General features: G+C 43.8%; 29 protein-coding genes and 1 pseudogene. 29 read left to right on the plus strand and 1 reads right to left on the minus strand.

Features of this window, described 5'->3' with window-relative positions:
• Position 1: 1 nt before the first annotated feature.
• On the minus strand, positions 2-1,210 hold the full coding sequence (locus tag AC4CU2_RS01965; protein ID WP_490768201.1) for a PLP-dependent transferase: 1,209 nt from the start codon (positions 1,208-1,210) through the stop codon (positions 2-4).
• A 161-nt stretch (positions 1,211-1,371) separates the two neighbouring features.
• On the opposite strand from AC4CU2_RS01965, the gene AC4CU2_RS01970 reads away from it, so the two are divergent.
• The 29 genes and pseudogenes from AC4CU2_RS01970 (at position 1,372) to rplQ (ending at position 15,928) form a co-directional block, all read left to right on the plus strand.
• Positions 1,372-2,109, plus strand: a complete 738-nt coding sequence (locus tag AC4CU2_RS01970; RefSeq protein WP_279690570.1) for a type 1 glutamine amidotransferase — start codon at positions 1,372-1,374, stop codon at positions 2,107-2,109.
• A gap of 265 nt (positions 2,110-2,374) precedes the next feature.
• Entirely contained in the window at positions 2,375-2,686 is a 312-nt protein-coding gene (rpsJ, locus tag AC4CU2_RS01975) for a 30S ribosomal protein S10 (protein WP_000070912.1), read from the plus strand.
• A 60-nt stretch (positions 2,687-2,746) separates the two neighbouring features.
• A complete protein-coding gene (gene rplC / locus AC4CU2_RS01980; protein ID WP_004691328.1) occupies positions 2,747-3,385 on the plus strand; it encodes a 50S ribosomal protein L3 in 639 nt (212 codons plus the stop codon).
• Positions 3,386-3,396: 11 nt separating this feature from the next.
• Positions 3,397-3,999, plus strand: a complete 603-nt coding sequence (rplD, locus tag AC4CU2_RS01985; RefSeq protein WP_004691326.1) for a 50S ribosomal protein L4 — start codon at positions 3,397-3,399, stop codon at positions 3,997-3,999.
• A complete protein-coding gene (rplW, locus tag AC4CU2_RS01990; protein WP_004691323.1) occupies positions 3,996-4,316 on the plus strand; it encodes a 50S ribosomal protein L23 in 321 nt (106 codons plus the stop codon). The genes rplD and rplW overlap by 4 nt, the downstream gene beginning before the upstream one ends.
• Positions 4,317-4,327: 11 nt before the next feature.
• A complete protein-coding gene (gene rplB, locus AC4CU2_RS01995; protein ID WP_004691322.1) occupies positions 4,328-5,152 on the plus strand; it encodes a 50S ribosomal protein L2 in 825 nt (274 codons plus the stop codon).
• Positions 5,153-5,171: 19 nt separating this feature from the next.
• Positions 5,172-5,447 (plus strand): 30S ribosomal protein S19, encoded by a 276-nt coding sequence (gene rpsS / locus AC4CU2_RS02000; RefSeq protein WP_004281508.1) that lies wholly within the window; start codon positions 5,172-5,174, stop codon positions 5,445-5,447.
• A gap of 9 nt (positions 5,448-5,456) precedes the next feature.
• Positions 5,457-5,786 carry a 50S ribosomal protein L22 gene (gene rplV, locus AC4CU2_RS02005; protein WP_004691320.1) on the plus strand — a complete coding sequence of 110 codons (330 nt, stop codon included), beginning with the start codon at positions 5,457-5,459 and terminating at the stop codon, positions 5,784-5,786.
• A gap of 1 nt (position 5,787) precedes the next feature.
• A pseudogene (gene rpsC / locus AC4CU2_RS02010) lies at positions 5,788-6,604 on the plus strand (30S ribosomal protein S3).
• Positions 6,544-6,957: a 50S ribosomal protein L16 gene (gene rplP / locus AC4CU2_RS02015; protein ID WP_004691317.1), complete on the plus strand. Its 414-nt coding sequence runs from the start codon at positions 6,544-6,546 to the stop codon at positions 6,955-6,957. The pseudogene rpsC and the gene rplP overlap by 61 nt, the downstream one beginning before the upstream one ends.
• On the plus strand, positions 6,957-7,154 hold the full coding sequence (gene rpmC / locus AC4CU2_RS02020) for a 50S ribosomal protein L29 (RefSeq protein WP_004650482.1): 198 nt from the start codon (positions 6,957-6,959) through the stop codon (positions 7,152-7,154). The genes rplP and rpmC overlap by 1 nt, the downstream gene beginning before the upstream one ends.
• Positions 7,151-7,408: a 30S ribosomal protein S17 gene (gene rpsQ, locus AC4CU2_RS02025; RefSeq protein ID WP_004691314.1), complete on the plus strand. Its 258-nt coding sequence runs from the start codon at positions 7,151-7,153 to the stop codon at positions 7,406-7,408. The genes rpmC and rpsQ overlap by 4 nt, the downstream gene beginning before the upstream one ends.
• Positions 7,409-7,500: 92 nt before the next feature.
• Entirely contained in the window at positions 7,501-7,869 is a 369-nt protein-coding gene (rplN, locus tag AC4CU2_RS02030) for a 50S ribosomal protein L14 (protein WP_004657680.1), read from the plus strand.
• A 9-nt stretch (positions 7,870-7,878) separates the two neighbouring features.
• On the plus strand, positions 7,879-8,196 hold the full coding sequence (gene rplX, locus AC4CU2_RS02035) for a 50S ribosomal protein L24 (protein ID WP_004691313.1): 318 nt from the start codon (positions 7,879-7,881) through the stop codon (positions 8,194-8,196).
• A 15-nt stretch (positions 8,197-8,211) separates the two neighbouring features.
• Entirely contained in the window at positions 8,212-8,748 is a 537-nt protein-coding gene (gene rplE, locus AC4CU2_RS02040) for a 50S ribosomal protein L5 (RefSeq protein WP_004691311.1), read from the plus strand.
• A gap of 9 nt (positions 8,749-8,757) precedes the next feature.
• The gene (gene rpsN, locus AC4CU2_RS02045) at positions 8,758-9,063 is read left to right on the plus strand and encodes a 30S ribosomal protein S14 (RefSeq protein ID WP_004691309.1); all 306 of its coding nucleotides are present in this window, start codon (positions 8,758-8,760) and stop codon (positions 9,061-9,063) included.
• A 12-nt stretch (positions 9,064-9,075) separates the two neighbouring features.
• Positions 9,076-9,471 (plus strand): 30S ribosomal protein S8, encoded by a 396-nt coding sequence (gene rpsH / locus AC4CU2_RS02050; RefSeq protein WP_004691308.1) that lies wholly within the window; start codon positions 9,076-9,078, stop codon positions 9,469-9,471.
• 13 nt (positions 9,472-9,484) lie between these two features.
• Complete coding sequence (rplF, locus tag AC4CU2_RS02055; protein WP_004691306.1) at positions 9,485-10,018, plus strand: 50S ribosomal protein L6; 534 nt, start codon at positions 9,485-9,487, stop codon at positions 10,016-10,018.
• Positions 10,019-10,032: 14 nt separating this feature from the next.
• Entirely contained in the window at positions 10,033-10,383 is a 351-nt protein-coding gene (gene rplR, locus AC4CU2_RS02060; RefSeq protein ID WP_004650473.1) for a 50S ribosomal protein L18, read from the plus strand.
• A gap of 2 nt (positions 10,384-10,385) precedes the next feature.
• A complete protein-coding gene (rpsE, locus tag AC4CU2_RS02065) occupies positions 10,386-10,883 on the plus strand; it encodes a 30S ribosomal protein S5 (RefSeq protein WP_004691304.1) in 498 nt (165 codons plus the stop codon).
• A 6-nt stretch (positions 10,884-10,889) separates the two neighbouring features.
• Positions 10,890-11,066: a 50S ribosomal protein L30 gene (gene rpmD, locus AC4CU2_RS02070; RefSeq protein ID WP_004691302.1), complete on the plus strand. Its 177-nt coding sequence runs from the start codon at positions 10,890-10,892 to the stop codon at positions 11,064-11,066.
• Between the two features lie 3 nt (positions 11,067-11,069).
• Positions 11,070-11,510 (plus strand): 50S ribosomal protein L15, encoded by a 441-nt coding sequence (gene rplO / locus AC4CU2_RS02075; RefSeq protein ID WP_004691300.1) that lies wholly within the window; start codon positions 11,070-11,072, stop codon positions 11,508-11,510.
• 45 nt (positions 11,511-11,555) lie between these two features.
• A complete protein-coding gene (gene secY / locus AC4CU2_RS02080; RefSeq protein WP_171054269.1) occupies positions 11,556-12,875 on the plus strand; it encodes a preprotein translocase subunit SecY in 1,320 nt (439 codons plus the stop codon).
• Between the two features lie 19 nt (positions 12,876-12,894).
• Positions 12,895-13,011: a 50S ribosomal protein L36 gene (gene rpmJ, locus AC4CU2_RS02085; RefSeq protein WP_000867907.1), complete on the plus strand. Its 117-nt coding sequence runs from the start codon at positions 12,895-12,897 to the stop codon at positions 13,009-13,011.
• A gap of 107 nt (positions 13,012-13,118) precedes the next feature.
• Positions 13,119-13,475 carry a 30S ribosomal protein S13 gene (gene rpsM, locus AC4CU2_RS02090; RefSeq protein ID WP_004691296.1) on the plus strand — a complete coding sequence of 119 codons (357 nt, stop codon included), beginning with the start codon at positions 13,119-13,121 and terminating at the stop codon, positions 13,473-13,475.
• 19 nt (positions 13,476-13,494) lie between these two features.
• Entirely contained in the window at positions 13,495-13,881 is a 387-nt protein-coding gene (gene rpsK, locus AC4CU2_RS02095; RefSeq protein ID WP_001040166.1) for a 30S ribosomal protein S11, read from the plus strand.
• A gap of 12 nt (positions 13,882-13,893) precedes the next feature.
• Entirely contained in the window at positions 13,894-14,520 is a 627-nt protein-coding gene (gene rpsD / locus AC4CU2_RS02100; RefSeq protein WP_004691294.1) for a 30S ribosomal protein S4, read from the plus strand.
• 16 nt (positions 14,521-14,536) lie between these two features.
• Complete coding sequence (locus AC4CU2_RS02105) at positions 14,537-15,544, plus strand: DNA-directed RNA polymerase subunit alpha (protein WP_205667570.1); 1,008 nt, start codon at positions 14,537-14,539, stop codon at positions 15,542-15,544.
• A gap of 18 nt (positions 15,545-15,562) precedes the next feature.
• Positions 15,563-15,928: a 50S ribosomal protein L17 gene (rplQ, locus tag AC4CU2_RS02110; protein ID WP_004691290.1), complete on the plus strand. Its 366-nt coding sequence runs from the start codon at positions 15,563-15,565 to the stop codon at positions 15,926-15,928.
• Positions 15,929-16,001: the final 73 nt, after the last annotated feature.

Below are 16,001 nucleotides of genomic sequence, written 5' to 3' on the forward strand. Positions count from 1 at the left end.
CCTATTCAATTTTGTTGTGATGGTTATTCAGTTGTTTTAGTGCGTTTTCTATATCTTGAATTAAATCGGCAGGATGTTCTAGTCCTATACAAAAGCGAACCAATAAACCTTGTTGTAAATGTGTATGCTCAAGTGCACGCATGTCTTTGAGGTCATACAGCATCACCAAACTCACAGGACCGCCCCAACTAAAGCCGAGTTTGAAGAGCGACAGGGCATCACAAAACTGACGAATATCTTGCAGATCAAATTCGGGCTTGAAAATGACACTGACCAAACCTGCACTGTGTTGATCGACACAAATGTCTTTCCAATATGAATGACCTGCAGCACTCGAGTCAGCAGGGTGTAAGACCTGCACAAATTCCGGTTGTTGTTTTAGCCATGCTAGGAGTTGCAGCGCACTTTCAGACTGTGCGGCATAACGAATGCGCATTGATGCTAGACTGCGTTTGACTTGAGCAACATCATCCCCAGAGACGCTAATGCCTTGAATGGCATGCGTGCGAAAGAGTTGATGATGTAAAGCTCGCTCGCGTGTCACGACTGAGCCCATTAAAATGTCTCCGCCGCCACTTGGGTATTTGGTCAAAGCATGTACCGTCACATCTACACTTAAGTGCGCATCACTAAAATCAAAAGCATTAAAGGCAAGACCTGCGCCCCATGTGTTGTCTAAAGCAGTGAGCACATGATGCGTTTGTGCTTTTTTCACCAGTCCGACCAAATCTGGAAACTCCAGTGTGACTGACCCTGCGGCTTCTAGCCAAATCAGTTTTGATTTTCCCGTCGGTTGGAAAGAAGACACATCAATAGGGTTATAAACACGAACTTCAATGCCATAGCGTTTTTCTAGATTACGAAGATGCTCCATGTTTGGCCCGTAAATATTATCCGCTACCCAAACTTCATCACCATGACTTAAAAAACATGAGTTCACTAGATTGATGGCAGATAAACCACTTGGTGCCAATAAGCAGTAGGTTCCACCCTCAATTTGTGCAATGTTATCGCCCAGTGTAAATGTGCTGGGGGTGCCATGCGTGCCATAACTATAGTCATAGTCATCGGTCCAATGGCGATTAAACAGTGCATCTGTATCTTTAAAAATAATCGTCGATGCACGATACAGGGGAGGTTGGACCGTTGAGATGTACTGAGGCGCTTGTCTTGGTGCATGAACCAATGCGGTTTGCGGGTTTTTTTTCACGAATCGACTCATCATAAAGCGATAAATTGTTTTTAGCTTAAGAGAAAGTTTCTAAATAGGCGAGAAAATTGAACAAATGTGAATAAAGGTAAACAAAATAAAAAGTTGGCTTCAATTTTGCTAAATCATCGATAAGGATAGTAAAAAGAAGGCATAAGCGCATGACGTCGCATTTAAAAGTACATTATTTTCAGCATATTGCTGGTGAAGGGTTCGGCAGTTGCTATACATATTTAAAACAACAAGGTGCAGTGATCAGTGCAACAGAGTTTTTTGCTTTACCTATAGATCAAGCCTTAGAGATAGAAGCTTTACCGAGTATTGAGGATGTTGACTTACTCATCATTATGGGGGGCACCATGAGTGTGAATGATGAAGCGAATTTTCCATGGTTAAAGATTGAGAAGCGTTGGTTAAGGCGTTACTTGGCAGCAGGAAAACCTGCGATTGGTTTATGCTTGGGTGGGCAACTGATTGCCAATGCACTTGGAGCTGCGGTCAGTCGCAATGAACAACAGGAGTTGGGTTGGGCGACAGTACGTAAAATCCAGCACGTCCCAACAGAATGCTTTGAGTTGCCTGAACAGTTTAATGTGATGCAATGGCATAGCGAGACCTTTGAAATTCCAAAAGGTGCTGTACATTTGGCTGAAAATACAGTCTGTCGCAATCAAATGTACCAAATTGGAAAGAATGTATTGGGTTTCCAATTTCACCCAGAGATCGTGCCAGAAACCTTGGCACTCTTTTTAGAAAATGATGAAGAGCTGAATAAGTTTTCGGGGCAATACGTGGCAACTGAAACTGAATTGAAAAAATCGCCAAAATTAAATTTTATTGAGGGAAATCAAATTCTTAATAGTGCAATTGATTATGTGTTGCGGCAAACAGTCTATTGATGCTTTTTTAAGCTACTGATAATCCAAACAAATTGAATATATTGTAAAAAACCAAAAATGGATTTGCTTATGCATTAAACAATGGCTATAATGAGCGACCCTTTAATGAAAGGGGGTTAACTGCGAATAAAGTAGTTAACATCGTGACAGTCGTGGCATCGATCATGACCTTAGTGATATTTCACTGCTCTTGACACTTACCTTTTTAGTGGGGTGAGATGCGTCAGGAGTGATTCTTTATATATTTGGCTTGGAGTTTACTGGTATGTCTAACCAGAGAATTCGTATCCGTTTGAAGTCTTTTGATCACCGTTTAATTGATCAATCAGCTCAAGAAATCGTAGAAACAGCAAAACGTACTGGCGCACAAGTTTGTGGTCCAATTCCAATGCCTACACGCATTGAACGTTTTAACGTTTTAACATCACCACACGTTAACAAAGATGCGCGTGACCAATACGAGATCCGCACTTATAAACGTTTGATCGACATCGTTCAACCTACAGACAAAACTGTAGATGCATTGATGAAGTTAGATCTTGCAGCTGGTGTTGATGTTCAGATCGCATTGGGTTAAGGCTTTCGGGTTAATTAACGCTCTAAGTTAATTAGGCCGCTTTTTTAGAGGTTTATGCACATGGCTATTGGTTTAGTCGGTCGCAAGTGCGGTATGACACGTATCTTTACAGATGCTGGTGTTTCTGTGCCTGTTACAGTGATTGAGGTTGATCCTAACCGCATCACTCAAATCAAAACGCTTGAAACTGATGGTTATCAAGCGATTCAAATCACTACTGGTGAACGTCGCGAATCTCGCGTAACTAACGCTCAGAAAGGTCACTTCGCGAAAGCGGGTGTTGCTGCTGGTCGTCTAGTTCAAGAATTCCGTGCAACAGAAGCTGATCTTGAAGGTCGTGAAGTTGGTGGAACTATCGGTGTAGACATGTTCACAGTTGGTCAAGTAGTTGACGTAACTGGTCAGTCGAAAGGTAAAGGTTTCCAAGGTGGTGTTAAGCGTTGGAACTTCCGTACGCAAGATGCTACTCACGGTAACTCACTTTCTCACCGTGTTCTGGGTTCTACAGGTCAAAACCAGACTCCTGGTCGCGTGTTCAAAGGCAAAAAAATGGCTGGCCATTTAGGTGCTGAGCGCGTAACTGTACAGGGTCTAGAAATTGTATCTATCGACGCAGAACGTTCAGTTTTAGTAGTGAAAGGTGCAATTCCTGGCGCTACTGGTGGTGACGTAACTGTTCGTCCTACGATCAAGGCCTGAGGGGAAATAACGTGAATTTAAATACTGTTTCCGGCTCTGCTGTTGAATTATCAGAAGTTGCGTTCGGTCGTGAATTCAATGAAGCTCTTGTACACCAGGTTGTTACAGCTTATTTAGCTGGTGGCCGTCAAGGTTCAAAAGCTCAGAAATCACGTGCAGACGTTTCTGGTGGTGGCAAAAAGCCATTCCGTCAAAAAGGTACTGGTCGCGCTCGTGCTGGTTCTATTCGTAGCCCAATCTGGGTAGGTGGTGGTAAAACTTTTGCTGCTCGCCCACAAGATTGGTCTCAAAAAGTTAACCGCAAAATGTATCGCGGTGCAATGCAATGTATCTTAGCTGAACTTGTTCGCCAAGATCGTCTTGTATTGGTTGAAGAGTTTGCTGTTGCTGCTCCAAAAACTAAAGAGTTGCTTGCAAAACTTAACGACTTGAATGCTACTCGTGCATTGATCGTTACAGAATCTGTAGATGAGAATCTATACCTTGCAGCGCGCAACATTCCACACGTTGATGTGGTTGATGCTGCTGCTATCGATCCTGTTAGCTTGATTGCGTTCGATAAAGTTGTTATGTCTGTAGCTGCTGCTAAGAAAATTGAGGTAGAACTCGGATGAACAACGAACGTATCTATCAAGTCCTACAAGGACCTGTATTCTCAGAAAAAGCACAAGTTTTAGGCGAAACTGCTGGTGTTCAAGTTTTCAAAGTTGCACTTGATGCAAACAAACTTGAAATCAAAAAAGCTGTTGAGCAATTGTTTGGTGTTCAAGTTGTTAAAGTTAACACAACGATCACTAAAGGTAAGACTAAACGCTTTGGTAAAACATTAGGACGTCGTTCTGATGTTAAAAAAGCATACGTCACCCTGAAAGCTGGCCAAGATGTTGAAATGGCTGACTTGGGCGATACCGCTGAAAGCGCAGCGGAATAAGGACGAGAATTATGCCAATTCAAAAATGTAAGCCAACGTCTCCTGGACGTCGCTTTGTAGAGAAAGTCGTTCACGACCATCTTCACAAAGGTGCGCCTTATGCTCCGTTGGTTGAAGCTAAAAAACGTACTGGTGGTCGTAATAACAACGGTCACATCACGACTCGTCACGTTGGTGGCGGTCACAAGCAGCATTATCGTCTAGTTGACTTTAAACGTAACAAAGATGGTATTCCTGCAACTGTAGAGCGTATTGAATACGATCCTAACCGTACAGCACACATTGCACTAGTATTGTATGCTGATGGTGAGCGTCGCTACATCATCGCGCCTAAAGGCCTTCGCGCTGGCGATAAAGTTCAATCTGGTAACGATGCTCCAATTCGTCCAGGTAACTGTTTACCGCTTCGCAACATGCCTATCGGTTCTACTCTTCACAACATCGAACTTAAAATCGGTAAAGGCGCGCAATTAGCTCGTTCTGCTGGTACTTCAGTTCAGTTGTTGGGTCGTGACGGTTCTTACGCTATCGTTCGTTTACGTTCTGGTGAAATGCGTAAAATTCACGTTGAGTGCCGTGCAGTTCTTGGTGAAGTTTCTAACCAAGAAAGCAACCTTCGTTCACTTGGTAAAGCAGGTGCAGCACGCTGGCGTGGCGTTCGTCCTACCGTTCGTGGTATGGCGATGAACCCAGTAGATCACCCGCACGGTGGTGGTGAAGGTCGTAGCAAAGGTATTCAACCTGTAAGCCCATGGGGTCAAAAAGCTAAAGGGTACAAGACACGTACCAATAAGCGTACGACTAAGATGATTATTCGCGACCGTCGCGTTAAGTAACAAGTAAAGGAATCTGACAATGCCTCGTTCTCTGAAAAAAGGCCCATTCGTCGATGCGCACTTGTTCGCTAAGGTTGAAGCGGCTATCGCGGCTAATAACCGTAAGCCGATCAAAACTTGGTCGCGTCGTTCGATGATCCTCCCAGATTTTGTTGGTTTAACAATTTCTGTACATAATGGCCGTAACCATGTTCCAGTGATCGTATCTGAACATATGGTTGGTCACAAACTTGGTGAATTCGCGCCAACTCGTACCTATCGTGGTCACGGTGTTGACAAGAAATCTAAACGTTAAGGTGCTATGATGGAAGTTACTGCTAAATTACGCGGTGCCGCTATCTCGGCACAAAAAACTCGTTTGGTTGCAGACCTAATCCGTGGCAAATCTGTTGCTCACGCGCTTAATATTCTCAACTTCAGCAACAAAAAAGCTGCAGTTTTGGTTAAAAAAGCATTGGAATCTGCAATTGCAAACGCTGAACACAATAACAGTTTAGATGTAGACGACCTTAAGGTTACTACGATTTACGTTGATGAAGGCACTAGCCTTAAACGTATTATGCCACGTGCCAAAGGCCGTGCAGATCGTATTACTAAGCGTACTTGTCACATTACCGTTAAGGTAGGGGTTTGATATGGGTCAGAAGGTTCATCCAATCGGTATCCGCCTTGGTGTTGTAAAACGTCATAACGCCAACTGGTATGCGAGTCCGAAACAATACGCTGAATACTTGCTTAAAGATCTTCAAGTTCGTGAGTTTTTAACTAAAAAACTTAAGAATGCAATGATCAGCAATATTCTTATCGAACGTCCTACGGGCGCTGCTAAAGTAACTATTAGCACTGCACGCCCTGGTATCGTTATCGGTAAAAAAGGCGAAGACATTGAGAAACTACAGCGTGAACTTACTCAAATTATGGGTATTCCAGCGCAAGTAAGTATCAATGAAATCGATCGCCCAGACTTGGACGCTCGTTTAGTTGCTGAAGCTATCGCTTCTCAATTAGAAAAACGTGTAATGTTCCGTCGTGCTATGAAGCGTGCGGTTCAAAACACAATGCGTGCTGGTGCTAAAGGTATCAAAGTTGAAGTATCAGGCCGTTTAGGTGGTGCTGAGATTGCTCGTACTGAGTGGTATCGTGAAGGTCGCGTACCTTTGCATACACTTCGTGCAGACATCGATTATTCAACTATGCGTGCTGAAACGACTTACGGTACGATTGGTGTTAAAGTTTGGATCTTCCGTGGTGAGATCTTGGGTGGCATGAAACAAGTCATGAACCCAGCTCCAGCTGAAGAACGTCCAGCTAAACGCGGTCGTGGTCGTGGTGAAGGTCAAGAGCGTCGTGGTCGTCGCAATGATCGTTCTGCTGAAAAAGGAGAATAATCCATGTTACAACCTAAACGTACTAAATTCCGTAAAGTGCAGAAAGGCCGTAACACTGGTCTAGCTCACCGCGGTAGCTCGGTATCTTTTGGTACAATCGCACTTAAATCTGTTGAGCGTGGTCAAATGACTGCTCGTCAAATTGAAGCAGCGCGTCGTACAATCAGCCGTCGTATTAAACGTGGTGGTAAGATCTTTATCCGTGTTTTCCCAGACAAGCCAATTACTTCTAAGCCTCTTGAAGTGCGTATGGGTAAAGGTAAAGGTTCTGTGGAATACTGGGTTTGTCAAATCAAACCAGGTAAAGTCTTGTACGAAATTGATGGTGTTAACGAAGAATTGGCTCGCGAAGCGTTTACGCTTGCAGCTGCTAAACTTCCGTTTAAAACCACTATCGTGACTCGGACGGTAATGTAATGAAAACTAAAGATCTACGTGAAAAGTCGGTAGAAGAGTTGACAGCTTTGCTTGATGAGCAACAGCTTAACCAATTCCGTCTTCGTATGGCAAAAGCAACTGGTCAATTGGGTAAATCGCACGAAGTTGCACTTACTCGTAAGACAATTGCTCGTATTAAGACACTCCTTACCGAAAAACAGGGGAACGGACAATGAGTGAACAAACAGTTCGCACGTTAACCGGCAAAGTAGTAAGCGACAAAATGGACAAGTCTATTGTTGTACTTATCGAACGCCGCGTTCAACACCCGTTGTATGGCAAATCAATCCGCCGTTCAACTAAATTACATGCTCACGATGAGAACAACACAGCTAAAACTGGCGACGTTGTGACTATCAAAGAAAGCCGCCCAATTTCTAAAACTAAGTCTTGGACTCTAGTTGAAGTTGTTGAAGCTGCTGCTGAGTAATTAGACGTATCTGTTGCATCATCGGTTAATTTCGAGTACTCTTTGAGCCTTTCGAAATTGTGACCGGTGATGCTCGGTTTTGGAGTAGGGCAATGATTCAAACCGAAAGTATGCTAGACGTAGCAGACAATAGTGGTGCTCGCCGCGTACAATGTATTAAAGTACTTGGTGGTTCACACCGTCGTTATGCTTCTGTTGGCGACATTATTAAAGTTACTGTAAAAGAAGCTATTCCACGCGCACGTGTTAAAAAAGGTGACGTGATGAATGCTGTTGTAGTTCGTACAAAATTCGGTATCCGTCGTCCAGACGGTTCAGTAATTCGTTTCGACGATAATGCTGCTGTTATTTTGAACAACAACAAAGCGCCGATTGCAACTCGTATTTTCGGACCAGTGACTCGTGAACTTCGTACTGAACAGTTCATGAAAATTATTTCACTGGCTCCTGAAGTTCTATAAGAGGCAATCATGGCTAAGATTAAAAAAGGCGATCAAGTTATTGTGATCGCAGGTAAAGAAAAAGGCAAACAGGGTACTGTTCTGTCTGTTTCAAATGACCGTGTTATGGTTGAAGGCCTTAACTTGGTTAAGAAGCATCAAAAGCCGAACCGTGCAACAGGTGCTGAAGGCGCTGTAGTTACACAAGAAGCTTCGCTTCATATCTCTAACGTGGCAATTTTTAATGCTACAACCCAAAAGGCTGACCGTGTTGGTTACCAAGTGACTGAAGGCGTGAAAACTCGCGTTTACAAGTCAAATGGTGAATCAGTGGCGGTAGCGAAGTAATAGGTTGAAAAGGCAATGGCCAGACTTAAAACGCGTTACAACGACGAACTTAAGGCTCAATTACAAGAGACTTTAGCCGTTAAAAATGTGATGGATATTCCTCGCATTACTAAAATCACGATCAACATGGGTGTTGGCGCAGCTGCTGCTGACAAAAAACTCCTTGATGGTGCTCTTGCTGATATGCAAGCTATCGCTGGTCAAAAACCAGTTCTTACGTTAGCTCGCAAATCAATCGCTGGTTTCAAAATCCGTGATGGTTGGCCGATTGGTTGTAAAGTTACTTTACGCGGCGAACGTATGTACGAATTCTTAGACCGTCTAATCTCGATTGCGATCCCTCGTATCCGTGACTTCCGTGGTTTCTCTGCGAAATCATTTGACGGTCGCGGCAACTACTCAATGGGTCTTAAGGAACAAATCATGTTCCCTGAAATCGATTTTGATAAGATTGATCGTATTCGTGGTATGGATATTACCATCACTACGACTGCTCGCACCGATGACGAAGGCCGTGCGCTTATGCGTGCATTCGGCTTCCCGTTCAAATAAGAGGTCGATATGGCTAAGAAAAGTATGATTAATCGCGAATTGAAACGCGAAGCTACTGTTGCTAAATACGCTGCAAAACGTGCTGAATTAAAAGCTGTTATTGCAAACGTAAATGCTAGCGACGAAGAGCGTTTCGAAGCGATGATGAAATTCCAAGCATTACCACGTAATGCGTCTCCAGTACGTTTACGTAACCGTTGTGGTTTAACTGGTCGTCCTCATGGTTACTTCCGTAAGTTCGGTTTAAGCCGTAACAAATTACGCGATACAGTAATGCAAGGTGATGTACCGGGCGTTGTTAAGGCAAGCTGGTAAGGAGCACTATAGATGAGTATGCAAGATACCGTTGCCGACATGTTAACTCGTGTTCGTAACGCGCAAATGGCAAAGAAACAAACCGTTTCTATGCCAAACTCTAAGTTGAAGGTTGCTATTGCAAACGTTCTTCAACAAGAAGGTTACATTTCAAACGTAGAAGTTGCTGATGCTGAAGGCAAAGCAACTCTTACTTTGACTTTAAAGTATTTCGAAGGCAAGCCAGTTATCGAAACTGTGAAACGCGTAAGCCGTCCAGGTCTACGTCAGTATCGTGGTAAAGATGCACTTCCGAGCGTTAAGCAAGGTTTAGGTATTGCAATTGTTTCTACAAGCAAAGGCATCATGACTGATCGCGCTGCACGTGCTGCAGGTATCGGTGGTGAAGTTATTGCTTTTGTTTCTTAATAGGTGATTCCTCATGTCTCGTGTGGCTAAAGCCCCAGTAACTGTACCTAACGGTGTAACAGTTACTCAGAACGGCCGGCAGGTCGAAGTGAAAGGTAGCAAAGGTACTTTGTCTTTCACCCTGCATGCGCTGGTCGAGCTTAAACAGGAAGACGGTATTTTAGCGATTGCTCCAAAAGCTGAGTCGAAAGACGCTTGGATGCAAGCTGGTACTGCTCGCGCTGTGCTTAACAACCTTGTAAAAGGTGTGAGCGAAGGCTTCGAACGTAAGTTACAACTTATCGGTGTTGGTTATAAAGCTGCGGTTAAAGGTAACATTGTTAACCTTAACCTTGGTTTCTCTCACCCGATCGACTATACGCTTCCTGAAGGTGTAACTGCTGAAACTCCTACCGCAACTGAAATCGTTCTTAAATCTGCTGATAAAGCACGTTTAGGTCAGGTTGCTGCAGATATCCGTGGTTACCGTCCACCAGAGCCTTATAAAGGTAAAGGTGTTCGTTATTCTGACGAAGTTGTACTTCGTAAAGAAGCTAAGAAGAAATAAGGCGCGAGGTTCTTATGAACGAAAAGAAACAATCCCGTTTGCGTCGTGCGAAAAGCACACGCTTGCACATCCGTGCGTTGGGTGCGACTCGTTTGTGTGTAAACCGCACTCCGCGTCACATCTACGCTCAAGTTATTTCAGCAGATGGTGGCAAAGTTTTAGCGCAAGCTTCAACTTTAGATGCTACTTTACGTGCTGGTACAACTGGTAACGTTGAAGCAGCTACTAAAGTAGGTGCTTTAATCGCAGAACGCGCTAAAGCAGCTGGTGTTACTAAAGTTGCATTTGACCGTTCTGGTTTCAAATATCATGGTCGTATCAAAGCCTTGGCTGATGCTGCTCGTGAAAACGGCTTGGAGTTCTAATCATGGCTAAAGTTGAACAAAACGAAGGTCTTGTTGAAAAGCTGGTTGCCGTTGATCGTGTAGCCAAAGTTGTTAAGGGTGGTCGTATCTTCTCTTTCACAGCATTGACTGTGGTTGGTGATGGTAATGGTCGTGTAGGTTTTGGTCGTGGTAAAGCACGTGAGGTTCCAGCTGCTATTTCTAAAGCACTTGAAGCTGCTCGTCGCAACATGATTACTGTTGACCTTGTTAACGGTACTGTACAGCACCCTATTAACGCGCGTCACGGTGCAAGCCGTGTTTACATGCAGCCTGCTTCTGAAGGTACTGGTGTAATCGCTGGTGGTGCTATGCGTGCAGTTCTAGAAGCTGTAGGCGTACGTAACGTATTAACAAAATGTTATGGTTCTACTAACGCTGCAAACGTAGTAAACGCGACTTTTAACGGTCTGCGTGATATGACTTCTCCTGAGAAGGTTGCTGCGAAACGTGGTCTTACAGTAGAACAAATTCAAGGGTAATCAATCATGAAAACGATTAAAGTTACCCAGACTAAATCTTCTGCGCATCGCTTGAAAAATCACAAGCTTAGCCTACAAGGTTTAGGTCTGCGTCGTATTGGTCATACTGTAGAAGTGCAAGATACGCCTTCTAACCGTGGTATGATCAACCAAGTCTACTATATGGTTAGTGTAGAGGAATAAGCCATGACTCTGCGTTTAAATGAGCTTGCACCTGCTGAAGGTGCAAAACGTGAAAATCGTCGTCTAGGCCGTGGTATCGGTTCTGGCGTTGGTAAGACTGGTGGCCGTGGTGTCAAAGGTCAGAATTCACGTAAGAGCGGTGGTACTCGTCCAGGCTTTGAAGGTGGTCAAACTGCGTTATATCGTCGTTTACCTAAATTCGGTTTCACTAGCCAAATCGCTTTGAAAACTGCTGAAGTACGTTTATCTGAGCTTACTAAAGTGGAAGGCGACATCGTTAGCCTAGAAACTTTAAAAGCTGCAAACGTTGTACGTAAAGATATGTTACGTGCTCGTATCGTACTTTCTGGTGAAATTACTCGTGCATTCACTGTTCAAGGTGTTGCTGTGACTAAAGGCGCTAAAGCTGCTGTTGAAGCTGCTGGCGGTAAAGTCGAGGAGTAATCGCTAGTGTCTATGTCTCCTAGTTCTTCAGGTCATGTCAATATGATGAAAGGCCAGCCATTTCATGTGAAATACCGTGAAATTATTCGCCGCATGATGTTTCTCATCGGTGCATTATTGGTTTTTCGACTAGGAGCACATATTCCAGTACCAGGCATTAATAATGCCGCACTTGAAAATCTTTTTAATGCAAACCAAGGCACGATCCTTGGTTTGTTTAACATGTTTTCAGGTGGTGCATTAGAGCGTATGTCCATTCTTGCTCTTGGGATTATGCCGTACATTTCTGCATCGATTATCGTGCAGTTAATGTCTACAGTTATTCCTTCGCTGGAAGCTTTAAAGAAAGAAGGCGAACAAGGCAAGCGTAAGATTAATCAATATACGCGACAGGGTACATTGTTCCTTGCACTCGTGCAGGCAATTGGGATGTGTGCTGGTCTGATCAGTCAAGGGATTACCTTAACTGCAGGTCTGGCTTTCTACGTACCAGCTGTAACCTCTTTGGTTGCAGGTACAATGTTCTTGATGTGGTTAGGTGAGCAAATTACCGAACGTGGGGTGGGCAATGGTATTTCCATGATCATCTTCGCCGGTATTGTTGCAGGTTTGCCGAATTTAATTCTGCAATCAATATCATCAGTAGATAATGGTCAAACCAGTTTAATTGGCTTGGTAATTTTTGGCGTGTTGTCTCTGGCTGTATTAGCTGCAATTGTGTTTATTGAGAAGGCTCAACGTCGTATTCCAGTAAACTATGCTCAAAAACAACAAGGACGTCGTGTATTTACTGCACAACAGTCGCATTTGCCATTAAAAATTAATATGGCGGGTGTGATCCCAGCGATTTTCGCAAGTTCATTGCTTTTGTTCCCTGCGAGCTTAGGTCAATGGGTGGGTAGTGCAGATCCGAATGCGGGTATTATCAAACGTAGTTTGCAAGATTTGGCATTGGTGCTTTCGCCTGGTCAGCCGTTGTATTTGGTGCTCTTTGGTGCGTTAATTATCTTTTTCTGTTACTTTTATACAGCGCTTGTATTTAGCCCGAAAGAAGTATCGGAAAACTTGAAACGCAGCGGGGCTTATGTACCTGGTATTCGTCCAGGTGAGCAAACTGCTCGTTACTTAGATCATATTCTTAACCGTTTGACATTTATTGGCGCGATTTATATCACCATCATTTGCTTAATGCCGATGATTTTACAAAGCTCATTTGGTATTCCATTCTCTTTAGGTGGTACCTCTTTGCTTATTGTTGTGGTGGTAGTGATGGACTTTATGGCTCAGCTACAAGCACATCTCACCTCGCATCAGTACGATAATCAAACGTTAATGAGAAAAACGACTGCTCATCCTAAGGGATAAGCGCACTTGAGGTTTCATCATGAAAGTACAAGCTTCTGTAAAGAAAATTTGTGGTAGCTGTAAAGTTATCCGTCGTAATGGGGTTATTCGCGTAATTTGTAGCGCAGAACCTCGTCATAAGCAGCGTCAAGGTTAATCTGATCAAGACCTGTTGATTTCAGTAGGCTAATTAGGTTATTATCCGCCCCTCAAGATTTTTGTGGGGCGGTTGATTGTCTTAACTGCCTTTTTGGAGAAAATTGAATGGCTCGTATTGCCGGTGTAAACATTCCGGATAACAAGCATGCTGTTATCTCTCTAACGTACATCTTTGGTGTAGGTCGCCACACTGCTAAGAATATCTTGGCTGCTGTTGGTATCGCGCCGACTACAAAGATCCGTGAATTAGATGACGCTCAGCTTGATGCGATTCGTGCAGAAGTTGCTAAGGTTCCGACCGAAGGTGATTTACGTCGCGAAATTTCCATGAACATTAAACGTTTAATGGATTTAGGCTGCTACCGCGGTCTTCGTCATCGTCGCAGCTTGCCTGTCCGTGGACAACGCACCAAAACTAACGCACGTACCCGTAAAGGTCCGCGCAAACCTATTAAGAAATAAGATTTCTGGAAGCTAAAAGATGGCTAAAGATACTCGCACACGCAAGAAGGTCACTCGTACCGTCTCTGAAGGTGTTGCACACATTCACGCTTCTTTTAATAACACCATTGTGACTATTACCGATCGTCAAGGTAATGCACTGGCTTGGGCTACCTCTGGTGGACAAGGCTTCCGTGGATCACGTAAATCAACTCCGTTTGCTGCTCAGGTAGCTGCTGAAGTTGCTGGTAAAGCTGCTTTAGACTACGGTTTGAAAAACTTGGACGTCCTTGTAAAAGGTCCTGGTCCTGGTCGTGAATCTGCGGTTCGTGCTTTAGGTGCAGTGGGTTATAAAATTAACAGCATTACCGATGTGACGCCAATCCCGCACAACGGTTGCCGTCCACCTAAAAAACGTCGCGTGTAAGGAGAAACATTCATGGCTCGTTATATTGGTCCAAAATGCAAACTCTCTCGCCGCGAAGGGACAGACCTGCAATTAAAATCTGGCGTTAAACCATTTGACGTCAAAACTAAAAAAGCTGCTAAAGCTCCTGGCCAACATGGCGGAGCGCGTGGTGGCAAACAATCTGAGTACTCACTACAATTACGTGAAAAACAAAAAGTACGTCGTATGTACGGTGTTTTAGAGCGTCAATTTAGTAATTACTATAAAGAAGCTGCTCGTGTGAAAGGCGCAACTGGTGAAAACTTGTTGAAACTGCTTGAAAGCCGTCTTGATAACGTCGTTTATCGCATGGGTTTTGGTTCTACACGTGCAGAAGCTCGTCAGCTTGTATCTCACCGCTCGATCACTTTGAATGGCCGTCGTGTTAACATCGCGTCTATCCAAGTTAAAGCTGGTGATGTAATTGCTGTGCATGAAGGTGCTAAACAACAATTGCGTATCAAAAACGCAGTTGAATTAGCTGCACAACGTGGCATTCCTTCTTGGATGGAAATTGACCATTCTAAGTTGGAAGGTACGTTTAAAGCTGCACCAGATCGTTCAGATTTACCTGCTGAAATCAACGAAAGCTTGATTGTAGAATTGTATTCTAAATAATCCTTGAGGTAGCAATATGACGCGTACTGCAAATGAGTTTCTAACTCCGCAAGCGATCAAGGTCGAAGCGGTTAGCGGGACCTCGGCAAAAGTTATTCTAGAACCCTTAGAGCGTGGCTTTGGTCATACTCTGGGCAATGCTTTACGTCGCATCCTTCTTTCTTCTTTACCTGGCGCTGCTGTGGTTGAAGTTGAGATTGAAGGTGTCGAGCACGAGTACAGTACTTTGGAAGGCTTGCAGCAGGACATCGTCGAGCTCTTGCTGAACCTAAAAGGATTGTCTATTAAGCTGTTCGATCAAAATGAAGCTTATTTGACATTAGAGAAACAAGGTCCTGGCGACATAACTGCCGCTGACCTTCGTTTACCTCATAATGTTGAAGTGGTTAACCCTGAACATTTGATCGGTACTTTAAGTGCTTCAGGCTCATTAAAAATGCGCTTGAAAGTTTCTCAAGGTCGTGGTTATGAAACTTCTGACTCGCGTTTCCCAGAAGGCGAAACTCGCCCTGTAGGTCGCTTACAGTTAGATGCTTCTTATAGCCCAATCAAACGTGTGTCTTACACAGTGGAAAACGCTCGTGTAGAACAACGTACAGACCTTGATAAATTGGTCATTGATCTTGAGACCAACGGTACAGTTGATCCTGAAGAAGCGATCCGCAAAGCGGCAACAATCTTGCAACAACAAATTGCAATTTTTGTTGACCTTCAGAAAGATCAAGCTCCTGTTGCTCAAGAACCTCGTGAAGAAGTTGATCCGATTTTGCTTCGTCCAGTAGATGATCTAGAGCTTACTGTTCGTTCTGCTAACTGTTTGAAAGCAGAAAACATTTACTACATTGGTGATCTTGTACAGCGCACTGAGGTTGAGTTACTCAAAACTCCTAACCTTGGTAAAAAATCGCTTACTGAGATCAAAGATGTTCTGGCTTCAAAAGGCTTACAACTCGGCATGCGTTTAGAGAACTGGCCACCAGCTAGTCTCCGTATGGACGATCGTTTCGCCTATCGTAGCCGTTAATTAAGTAGGACTATCACCATGCGTCATCGTAATAGTGGTGTGAAATTAGGCCGTACAAGCAGCCATCGTAAAGCGATGTTTCAAAACATGGCTAACTCTTTGTTTGAGCACGAGTTGATCAAAACAACTGTGCCTAAAGCAAAAGAGTTACGTCGTGTAGCTGAGCCTTTAATCACTTTAGCTAAAAACGATACTGTTGCAAACCGTCGCTTAGCGTTTGCTCGTACTCGTTCAGCAGCAACTGTTGGTAAATTATTTACCGTTCTTGGCCCTCGTTACAAAGAACGTAACGGCGGTTATCTACGTGTTCTTAAAGCGGGCTTCCGTGCAGGTGATGCTGCGCCGATGGCTTACGTTGAACTAGTAGATCGCGAAGTTAAATAATTTCGTAGAACTATTCAGTTGTTCTTAGAAAAAGACCAGTGTTTCACTGGTCTTTTTTTATGGGTTTTTGTTC

The sequence above is a fragment of the Acinetobacter sp. 797_lipA genome (genome assembly GCF_058243025.1).

Excerpts from the sequence above, each read along its gene's own strand:
- AC4CU2_RS01970 (WP_279690570.1), top strand. The coding sequence starts at position 1,372 with ATGACGTCGCATTTAAAAGTACATTATTTTCAGCATATTGCTGGTGAA.
- rpsJ (WP_000070912.1), top strand. The coding sequence starts at position 2,375 with ATGTCTAACCAGAGAATTCGTATCCGTTTGAAGTCTTTTGATCACCGT.
- rplC (WP_004691328.1), top strand. The coding sequence starts at position 2,747 with ATGGCTATTGGTTTAGTCGGTCGCAAGTGCGGTATGACACGTATCTTT.
- rplW (WP_004691323.1), top strand. The coding sequence starts at position 3,996 with ATGAACAACGAACGTATCTATCAAGTCCTACAAGGACCTGTATTCTCA.
- rplB (WP_004691322.1), top strand. The coding sequence starts at position 4,328 with ATGCCAATTCAAAAATGTAAGCCAACGTCTCCTGGACGTCGCTTTGTA.
- rpsS (WP_004281508.1), top strand. The coding sequence starts at position 5,172 with ATGCCTCGTTCTCTGAAAAAAGGCCCATTCGTCGATGCGCACTTGTTC.
- rplV (WP_004691320.1), top strand. The coding sequence starts at position 5,457 with ATGGAAGTTACTGCTAAATTACGCGGTGCCGCTATCTCGGCACAAAAA.
- rplP (WP_004691317.1), top strand. The coding sequence starts at position 6,544 with ATGTTACAACCTAAACGTACTAAATTCCGTAAAGTGCAGAAAGGCCGT.
- rpmC (WP_004650482.1), top strand. The coding sequence starts at position 6,957 with ATGAAAACTAAAGATCTACGTGAAAAGTCGGTAGAAGAGTTGACAGCT.
- rpsQ (WP_004691314.1), top strand. The coding sequence starts at position 7,151 with ATGAGTGAACAAACAGTTCGCACGTTAACCGGCAAAGTAGTAAGCGAC.
- rplN (WP_004657680.1), top strand. The coding sequence starts at position 7,501 with ATGATTCAAACCGAAAGTATGCTAGACGTAGCAGACAATAGTGGTGCT.
- rplX (WP_004691313.1), top strand. The coding sequence starts at position 7,879 with ATGGCTAAGATTAAAAAAGGCGATCAAGTTATTGTGATCGCAGGTAAA.
- rplE (WP_004691311.1), top strand. The coding sequence starts at position 8,212 with ATGGCCAGACTTAAAACGCGTTACAACGACGAACTTAAGGCTCAATTA.
- rpsN (WP_004691309.1), top strand. The coding sequence starts at position 8,758 with ATGGCTAAGAAAAGTATGATTAATCGCGAATTGAAACGCGAAGCTACT.
- rpsH (WP_004691308.1), top strand. The coding sequence starts at position 9,076 with ATGAGTATGCAAGATACCGTTGCCGACATGTTAACTCGTGTTCGTAAC.
- rplF (WP_004691306.1), top strand. The coding sequence starts at position 9,485 with ATGTCTCGTGTGGCTAAAGCCCCAGTAACTGTACCTAACGGTGTAACA.
- rplR (WP_004650473.1), top strand. The coding sequence starts at position 10,033 with ATGAACGAAAAGAAACAATCCCGTTTGCGTCGTGCGAAAAGCACACGC.
- rpsE (WP_004691304.1), top strand. The coding sequence starts at position 10,386 with ATGGCTAAAGTTGAACAAAACGAAGGTCTTGTTGAAAAGCTGGTTGCC.
- rpmD (WP_004691302.1), top strand. The coding sequence starts at position 10,890 with ATGAAAACGATTAAAGTTACCCAGACTAAATCTTCTGCGCATCGCTTG.
- rplO (WP_004691300.1), top strand. The coding sequence starts at position 11,070 with ATGACTCTGCGTTTAAATGAGCTTGCACCTGCTGAAGGTGCAAAACGT.
- secY (WP_171054269.1), top strand. The coding sequence starts at position 11,556 with ATGAAAGGCCAGCCATTTCATGTGAAATACCGTGAAATTATTCGCCGC.
- rpmJ (WP_000867907.1), top strand. The coding sequence starts at position 12,895 with ATGAAAGTACAAGCTTCTGTAAAGAAAATTTGTGGTAGCTGTAAAGTT.
- rpsM (WP_004691296.1), top strand. The coding sequence starts at position 13,119 with ATGGCTCGTATTGCCGGTGTAAACATTCCGGATAACAAGCATGCTGTT.
- rpsK (WP_001040166.1), top strand. The coding sequence starts at position 13,495 with ATGGCTAAAGATACTCGCACACGCAAGAAGGTCACTCGTACCGTCTCT.
- rpsD (WP_004691294.1), top strand. The coding sequence starts at position 13,894 with ATGGCTCGTTATATTGGTCCAAAATGCAAACTCTCTCGCCGCGAAGGG.
- AC4CU2_RS02105 (WP_205667570.1), top strand. The coding sequence starts at position 14,537 with ATGACGCGTACTGCAAATGAGTTTCTAACTCCGCAAGCGATCAAGGTC.
- rplQ (WP_004691290.1), top strand. The coding sequence starts at position 15,563 with ATGCGTCATCGTAATAGTGGTGTGAAATTAGGCCGTACAAGCAGCCAT.